This window comes from Maribacter sp. PR66 (assembly GCF_028464205.1).
Taxonomy (GTDB): Bacteria; Bacteroidota; Bacteroidia; order Flavobacteriales; family Flavobacteriaceae; genus Maribacter; species Maribacter flavus.
In genome coordinates this window covers 605,663-614,064 of the sequence record NZ_JAQPCH010000002.1, presented here as the reverse complement: position 1 = coordinate 614,064, position 8,402 = coordinate 605,663, and the positions used below count along the sequence as shown (strand labels likewise).

Below are 8,402 nucleotides of genomic sequence, written 5' to 3'. Positions count from 1 at the left end.
GTTTGCCGGATGCCGGCGGGATATGGACCGACAACGGCGACGGGACACATACCTATACCGTACTTGCGATAGCTCCATGTACAACTGATGACTTCAGTATCGTGACCGTATCAATAAATCAGACAGATTTAAATAATAATGGTATTGCAGACTGTACCGAAACAATTCCAGTTCAGATTATCATCAATATTGATTCCATCACTGCTGACAATATTATAAATGAACAGGAGTCTCTTGAAACCATAACTATTACCGGTAACGTATCCGGCGATTTTAACGAAGGAGATATCGTAACGTTATCCATTAATAACAGAAACTATACAGGAGCGGTAGACTCCAATGGCAATTTTAATATTTCTGTATCCGGAAACGATTTGGTGTCGGACATTGATACTAGTGTCCTAGGAACAATCACTACTATAAATAATAATGGAAATACAGGTTCGGCATCCGTACAACATCCATATACCATAGATACGGAGGCACCTTTGGTGGAGAGTTTTACTACGAGGGACAGTTTCCCAATTTTACTAGGTTCCGGAAGCTCGAATGAAATTATTACCATTACCGTTACCATAGACAATATCGCAACTCCTATTATTTATGTCATCAATACGGATATCAATGGTATTTGGGCGATAGATACATCAACCGAAGTTCCGCATAACGGGAGCTTTCCTACTATAGATGCTGAAGCAATATTGAGCATAACCGCAACGGATATTGCGGGGAACACAGGAATTGGAGAGGTTATTATCATATTTGAGAACGTACCATTAACTGCGGATAGTGATAATGATGGCCTGCCGGATGATGAGGAAGTACGAATAGGTACGGACCCTAGTAATCCAGATACCGATGGTGACGGGGTGGTGGACGGACAAGAAGTATCTGATGGAACCGACCCATTGGACCCTTGCGATTCTGTCGGAGGAACACCCCCTACAGGTTCAACTTGTGAACTATATGTAGAACTTGATTTGGTTAAACCTGGAGACAACATCAATGGTAATTTTGAAATAATCAATATTGAAAGATTTCCAAACAACACGGTTAAAATTTACAATCGCTGGGGCGTAAAAGTTTGGGAAACCCAAGGTTATGAAAATATTACCAATGCATTTAACGGTATATCTAATGGCAGAACTACCATTATGCAAAACGAGGAACTTCCATCCGGTGTCTACTATTATGACATTCAATATGAAGCACAAGGAGAACAGAAATTGTTAACAGGATATCTCTATGTAATCAGATAGGTATGAGCAGTAATAAAAGAAATATCCTTTTTTATTTTACCCTTTATATGGCGGTACAGTTAGGTTTTAGCCAACAAGATGCACAGTATACCCAATATATGTACAACACACTTTCGGTTAATCCAGCTTATGCAGGTTCCCGAGATGTTCTGAGTATTGCGTTATTACATAGGTCCCAATGGTTAGGAAGGGACGGAGCGCCAAACACACAAACTTTAAACGTGCATGGACCTACCTCTGACCGAGTTGGTCTGGGATTGTCAATCGTACATGACGAAATTGGCAACAATACCACCCAGAACACTTATGTTGATGCTGCATTTTCCTACACTATAAACACCTCTGAATCCGATAAAATATCCTTCGGACTAAAAGCAGGAGGTCATTTGTTAAACGTTGATTTTAATAATCTGAGAAATTACAGTGCCAGTGCCAACACAATTACGGATACTGAATTGTACCGAAAGTTTACCCCTAATATTGGCGCGGGAATCTATTTTCATAACAACAAATTCTATACGGGTCTATCTGTCCCGAATATTTTACAGACCGAACATTTTGAGAGCGCGGGAGGAAATGACAATTTAGTCTCGGTGGATAGAATGACATGGTATCTAATTTCCGGATATGTTTTTGATCTATCCGAATCGTTAAAATTCAAACCTGCCTTTTTGTTGAAAGCTACCCCAGGTGCTCCGCTACAGTCGGATGTATCTGCCAATTTTTTAATGAACGACAAATTCACCCTTGGTGCGGCATACCGCTGGGATGCTGCTATAAGTGGTCTATTCGGTTTTCAGATGGCAAAGGAGTTCATGTTGGGGCTTGCCTATGATAGTGATATATCAGAATTGGGTGGGACCAAATTTAACAACGGCTCTTTTGAAGTGTTCTTGAGATATGAATTCATTAAAAAAGATAAAATCGATTTAACCCCTCGATTCTTTTAAAATACGAAGCATGAAACTCAATTTACATCACATAGGGATGATTTTATTACTGCTTCCGGTTTTCGCTCTGTCACAAAAGAAAACCAAGACCGCAGAAGATAATTTTGACCATTATGGATATATGGTGAACATGTCCACCTATGAAGAGTTGAGCAAGCAAGGGTTGACTGATGAGGAAATATGTAAGAACCTTGGAAATACGGCCTATTTAAATGCCAAATACGATGAGGCTACGTATTGGTTTTCAAAACTTTTTGAACTGAACGATAGTTCCATAGATTCAGACTATTTTTATCGTTATGCTCAAGCTTTAAAGTCGACCAAAAATTACCGCGAATCCGAAATTTGGATGAACAAGTTCAAAAAAGCCAATACGAACGATGTTAGGGCATTGAAACACAGCGAAGATGAAAATTATCTGAAAGAGTTGATGGCACCATCAATGGAGTTCACAGTCGAAAATTTAAGTTCCATCAATTCAAAGGAATCGGACTTTGCACCATCCTTTTATCAAAATCAGCTCATATTTTCAACCGCAAGGGACTTGGAAACTAGTAAAAGAACCTCAACCCCCTATTTGAATCTATATCAAGCTACAAAACCGAACGATGGAAAATATAGTACCGCCACCTCCTTTGATAAGGAACTAAAATCAATGGCCAATGAATCGTCCACAAGTTTTTCTAAAGATGGAAAAACGGTCTATTTCACTAGAAACAATTTCAAAAAAGGTGGTTTCAGTAGGGACAAAAAAGGAATAAGCAGGTTAAAAATTTACCGTGCAAAATTAAACTCGGGTCTATGGGGGAATATTGAAGAACTGCCCTTTAATAGTGATTCGTATTCCGTAGCACATCCTTCAATGAACGAGGAGGGTACAAAATTATATTTCTCATCGGACATGCCTGGTTCTTTAGGCGCATCGGACATTTTTGTGGTAGACATACATCCCGACGGCTCTTTTGGAACCCCAGAAAACTTGGGCCCGAAAGTAAATACGGAGAGTAGAGAGTCTTTTCCCTTTATTTCCGAGTCCGGCATTTTATATTTTGCATCGGATGGTCATCAGGGGTTAGGTGGTCTTGACATCTTCTCTATCGATTTAAAAAAATATGATAATGTTACTAATCTCGGTAATCCCATAAATAGTCCCTATGATGACTTCTCGATGGTATTTGACGAGGAGCGGACCATCGGTTTTTTTGCTTCCAATCGGCCCGGTGGAATTGGAGGAGATGACATTTATTACCTGAAGACCATAGACTGTATGGTCACTATTTCTGGGATAGCTACCGATAAGGATAGTGAAAAAGCGATTCCAAACGTAATAATGACCGCTTATGATGCATCTGGTGGTACCATTGGGGAAACCATAGCCAATAGAGAAGGTGAGTTTGAGATACAAATACCTTGTCAGGAAAACCAATATTCAGTTGTCGGAAATCTGGAAGGTTATGAAGAAGGATCACTTTTGCTTTTCACATCACCAAATGAGAAATATATCAAGAATGTCAAAGTTGAGATGGAGGAAAGCAGCAAAAAAGCCGTATTGGGTGCCGATCTTGTAAAGGTCTTAAAATTAGATCCTATTTATTTTGACCTCAACAGTTCCTATCTTCGGGAGGATGCTTTTGAAAACTTGGACAAGGTCGTTGCCTATATGCAGAAAAGACCGGAGGTAAAGGTTGAAATTGGATCTCATACCGATAGTAGAGAGGAAGACAATTACAATCTATGGTTATCGGACAGAAGGGCAAAAAGAACCGTCTCCTATATCATCTCAAGAGGAATTGACGAGAATAGAATTTCCGGTAGAGGGTATGGTGAAACACAATTAATAAACCGATGTGCCAACGGTATTATATGTTCTGATAAAGATCACCAATTAAATAGACGCTCCGAATTTATTATTGTAGATTAAATCCCTATTTTTCAATTGATTTGTCGTAAAGGTGAATTGGGTGAAAAAAATGGGGTTTCCCCATTATTTTTTCAAAAGAGTGGTAATTTTGTATAAAGACTCCACCATGAAAATAACCTTTAGAAAACTTGCCAAACTAGCACTAATACTAGTGTATCTGGTCATTGTAGCAGGTGCGGTCGTACGTATGACCGGAAGCGGTATGGGTTGTCCGGATTGGCCAAAATGTTTTGGGTATTATATCCCTCCCACGGAAGCTTCTGAACTCCAGTGGCAACCGGAGAGCCCATATAAAAAAGGTCAGGTAATCATAAAGGATGAAACATTACGGGTAGCAGCCAAGGATTTTATATCCACTTCATCTTTTGATGAAACTAATTGGCAGATGTATACGAAGCATGATTATGCAATTTTTAACCCTTGGCATACGTGGATAGAATACATTAACCGACTCTTTGGTGCCCTAGCGGGTTTGGCTACCCTTGCTTTGGCCTTAAGTTCCATCACCTACTGGAAAAAACAAAAAAGAGTCACCATTTTCTCATGGCTGGTAGTATTTGGCATGGGTTTTCAGGCCTGGCTGGGGGCCACCGTAGTATATTCCGTCTTGGAACCTGTAAAAATAACCTTGCACATGCTTATGGCCTTGATCATCGTGGCAATACTACTTTATATTATTTACAGGGTAAACAATGAGGACAAGAGAATCATTTTTGACAAAACAACACTTGTTTTAGCTTGTTTTGCATTGATTTTGACCATCGTTCAAATAATTCTTGGCACGCAGGTCAGGCAGTTTGTGGACCATCAGATTGATATGGTAGGAGATACCGCTAAGAGGTTATGGCTGGCAGACCCAACATGGGTATTTTATGTACATCGAAGTTTTTCCATTATTGTCATTCTTTTAAATGCCTTTTTAGCCTACAGAATCTTCAAACTAAATCTAGGACATGTAAAAATCGTCTGGATTCTATTTCTCCTGGTGGTCGAGGCGTTCTCAGGAATGGCCATGTATTACTTGGATTTTCCCTTTGCCAGCCAACCGTTGCATCTCGTGGTAGCTTCCATTTTGTTCGGGGTGCAGTTCTATCTGGTTTTAGATGCCCTTAAGCCAAAAACAAGTCTCAATTCTTTGTAACTTTGGCATCCCACAAATTAATTAGGTATGGTCTATAAAATCAGGATAATACTGGATGCCGAAGAGGATATCTTCAGGGATTTGGAAATTGAAGCCCATGATACGTTGGAGGAATTTCATAATGCGATAACCCAAGCCTTTGGCTTTTTGGGGAACGAAATGGCATCCTTTTACACCTGCGATGAAAATTGGAAACAGGATGAGGAAATCGCCCTTTTCGATATGAGCGAAACAGGTTCTGATGTTCGATTAATGAACGAAACTTTTTTGGAGGATGTGTTGACCGAGGACAGTCCAAAAATGATCTATGTTTATGACTTCTTGAATATGTGGACCTTTTTTGTGGAACTGGCGGATATCGTGGAGAAAGAAGATGGCCGACCCTACCCCAATGTATTGTTCGGCTTTGGGGAACTGCCCGAGTCGCCCCCGGAAAGAAAATTCGAATCTGAAAACAGTGCCTTCGACTTTGACGATACCTTTGAAAACTATGACGACCTCGACTTTGATGAGAATTGGAATTAGTTAGTTGTTAGTTGTTAGTTGTTAGTTGTTAGTTGTTAGTTGTTAGTTGAAGTAAAAAACATTTTACCTCAAAGCAATCCATTTAAACCATAAAATTTCATGATCAACTTATATGCCACCCAGATCGAACATATATCCATACACAGGGTAGGAAACAAAAATAAGGGCGAAGGAATATTTTTGTCCGCAGAACCGTTTGCACTAAACGACGAGACTACAGGTCTATTAAAAGAATACTTTTTTAAACCTTTTCGTGAAAAGGAGGAGAATTATTTTAAGCTCTCAAACGACGTGGATGTAGAATTCAACGAACTCTACAAGTTGGCCAGCACCGTTTTTCAGGATACCTCAAATGCACATGCGGCCTCCAAAAAAATAGCAACCTTATTGTTTGAACAGTCCAACCACCCCCATATTAAAAGCGGCGAGGTATATGTGACCTATTTGACAGGAGTGCATTTGGACAATGAAAAGGTTGACGCCTTGGGTATATTCAAAAGCGAGCTTAAACATGACTTCCTACAGTTCAAGGAGAATGAATCCAATTTGGACATTATCGTCCAACAAGGCATCAACATAAATAAGCTGGACAAAGGATGCCTGATCCTTAATGTCAACAAGGAAGATGGATATAAAGTACTCTCGGTTGACAGTAATAAATACGATACAAAATACTGGTTGGAAAACTTTTTGGGCGTGGAACCGCTGTCCGATGACAATTTCAAGACCAAGAACTACTTAAAATTCTGCCAGAACTTTGCCAAGGACGTGGTTTTACCTGCCGAAGACAAGCAACAAGAAGTGTTGTTCATGAACAGGGCCGTAAACCATTTTGCAAAGAACGACGCCTTTGAGGAAACAAATTTTCTAAACGAGGTTATGGAGAACCCGGCCCTGATACCGGAATTTAAACATTACAAAGTTGAGAAAGGCCCAAAATACAGTATTGAGGATGTTTCCAATTTCGATATTGCCAACAAGGCCGTTTCCGATGCTCGAAAAAAGATAAAAAACGTAATAAACCTCGACACGAATATCCAAATCAAATTGGATTTTATCAATCCAGAATCCGCCGAAAAATTTGTGGAAAAAGGTTGGGACGAGGAGCGACAGATGTATTACTACCTAGTCTATTTTAACAAGGAGCAGAAAAGTTGATGGTTGATGGTTGATGGTTGATGGTTGATGGTTGATGGTTGATGGTTGATGGTTGATGGTTGATGGTTGTAAAGATAATCATCTTAAATTCATATAGTTACATTCCTCACGCCAAATTTCTTTGGTATCCCAACCTAAAAACTAACAACTACGAACTAAAAACTATATTTTGATATTCTGCTCAATAATCTGTTTCATACTGACATCCTCATAGTTACGGCGTACAAAATTTAAGGCAAGGTCAAGCACTTCGCCCATCGTTTTGCATTTACTGAAATTCGAATCAGAGGTCAAGGTGCCAATCTGTTCCTTCAAAAGGGCGATATTCTCTTCCGTAGAAATCGTATCCTCCTTACAGATTGCCCGTAGTTTTTTGATTCGGTTTCCGGAACTAAGAATTCGCTTGGCCACCATGGAACGCTCCTCCAATTTGTATTGGTCGACCGAATCCCTAAGCAGTTTTTCCCGTACCATTTCTACCATTTGATAATTTTCCTTGAAAAACTGGGGTCGGTATACCTTTAGTTTTCCTTCAAAACATTGTTGGTCAAAATCGATGGCCCGAATCTTATAGACCACATGATCAAAATCATGAGTGGGTACAATGACATAGTTATAAGAGCGCATATCGCCCAATAACCGAATCATACATCGCTCATTGAATTTGACAAATTCCTTGGCAAGCTGTGCCTTTTCAGGTTCGGAACACTTTGGCAGCATGTTCTTTATAAACTCATCACCCGGAATCCCTGCTATGTGCTCCTCTATTAGTGTATCCTTGTATACCAAAAAGTTAAGGTTATAGGGAGAAAGCATGTGCTCCAATTCCAGCCCATAGATACGGGAGGCATCGGTACGTTTTATGTAGAAATAGGTAAAGTTGTCGTTCAGAATGTTTCTAATCTTAATTCGAAAAGGTTTGGAGTTTCCAAAGGTGCAAAAGTCCACCGCATCCACATTTAGGTATTGATGGATGTTGTTACTACCATCGGAATGTAAAATCGAATAGACTTTTTTAAGACTATCGTCTATTTCCTTTCGGTCAAATTCGGAATAATACACCCGTATCCAAAGGGTATCCTCATCATTGTTGTCATACACCACGACCGAGCCTGAAAATCGGAGCAAATCATCATAAAATATCGGAATTTCGCTTTTCCGGTTGTAGTGTTTTAGATAACCGTCCAAGGCCTCGCTAACGGGATAGGCCGGCTTTTTTTTCGACATCAATTTTTCTTCCATAGCACTGAATTGTCCCCTAAAGATACAACAAACAGGACACTAAGGTAAACGACTCCTTTTATCGATAAGCAGTTGAAATCATTGGGTTTACTAATAACCATACTACAATAAAGCTTGCAGATACCACAAGAAAAATGGCATTGGCAACAATACATTGCCCATAATACTGTAATGAGTTTTTTTTGGGAGTTGTAACTCACGCTTTT

At 39.7% G+C, this 8,402-nt stretch carries 7 protein-coding genes; 6 read left to right on the top strand and 1 reads right to left on the bottom strand.

The features are described from left to right. The 6 genes from PP181_RS07525 to PP181_RS07500 all read left to right on the top strand — a co-directional run. On the top strand, window positions 1–1,259 hold a 1,259-nt coding region (locus tag PP181_RS07525; RefSeq protein WP_272636611.1), incomplete at its 5' end, for a gliding motility-associated C-terminal domain-containing protein. A gap of 2 nt (window positions 1,260–1,261) precedes the next feature. Then, window positions 1,262–2,209, top strand: coding sequence for a PorP/SprF family type IX secretion system membrane protein (locus tag PP181_RS07520; RefSeq protein WP_272636610.1), 948 nt, complete (start codon window positions 1,262–1,264; stop codon window positions 2,207–2,209). A gap of 10 nt (window positions 2,210–2,219) precedes the next feature. Then, a complete protein-coding gene (locus PP181_RS07515; RefSeq protein ID WP_272636609.1) occupies window positions 2,220–4,130 on the top strand; it encodes an OmpA family protein in 1,911 nt (636 codons plus the stop codon). A 106-nt stretch (window positions 4,131–4,236) separates the two neighbouring features. Then, window positions 4,237–5,271: a COX15/CtaA family protein gene (locus PP181_RS07510; protein WP_272636608.1), complete on the top strand. Its 1,035-nt coding sequence runs from the start codon at window positions 4,237–4,239 to the stop codon at window positions 5,269–5,271. A gap of 27 nt (window positions 5,272–5,298) precedes the next feature. Then, window positions 5,299–5,796: an IS1096 element passenger TnpR family protein gene (locus tag PP181_RS07505; protein WP_272636607.1), complete on the top strand. Its 498-nt coding sequence runs from the start codon at window positions 5,299–5,301 to the stop codon at window positions 5,794–5,796. Window positions 5,797–5,895: 99 nt separating this feature from the next. Continuing rightward, window positions 5,896–6,954: a nucleoid-associated protein gene (locus PP181_RS07500; RefSeq protein ID WP_154916781.1), complete on the top strand. Its 1,059-nt coding sequence runs from the start codon at window positions 5,896–5,898 to the stop codon at window positions 6,952–6,954. Between the two features lie 162 nt (window positions 6,955–7,116). On the opposite strand, the gene PP181_RS07495 is transcribed toward PP181_RS07500, so the two are convergent. Then, window positions 7,117–8,181 (bottom strand): hypothetical protein, encoded by a 1,065-nt coding sequence (locus PP181_RS07495; protein WP_246160781.1) that lies wholly within the window; start codon window positions 8,179–8,181, stop codon window positions 7,117–7,119. Between the last annotated feature and the right edge of the window lie 221 nt (window positions 8,182–8,402).

Coding starts and splice junctions, on each gene's coding strand:
- PP181_RS07520 (WP_272636610.1), top strand. CDS start 1,262: ATGAGCAGTAATAAAAGAAATATCCTTTTTTATTTTACCCTTTATATG.
- PP181_RS07515 (WP_272636609.1), top strand. CDS start 2,220: ATGAAACTCAATTTACATCACATAGGGATGATTTTATTACTGCTTCCG.
- PP181_RS07510 (WP_272636608.1), top strand. CDS start 4,237: ATGAAAATAACCTTTAGAAAACTTGCCAAACTAGCACTAATACTAGTG.
- PP181_RS07505 (WP_272636607.1), top strand. CDS start 5,299: ATGGTCTATAAAATCAGGATAATACTGGATGCCGAAGAGGATATCTTC.
- PP181_RS07500 (WP_154916781.1), top strand. CDS start 5,896: ATGATCAACTTATATGCCACCCAGATCGAACATATATCCATACACAGG.
- PP181_RS07495 (WP_246160781.1), bottom strand. CDS start 8,181: ATGTCGAAAAAAAAGCCGGCCTATCCCGTTAGCGAGGCCTTGGACGGT.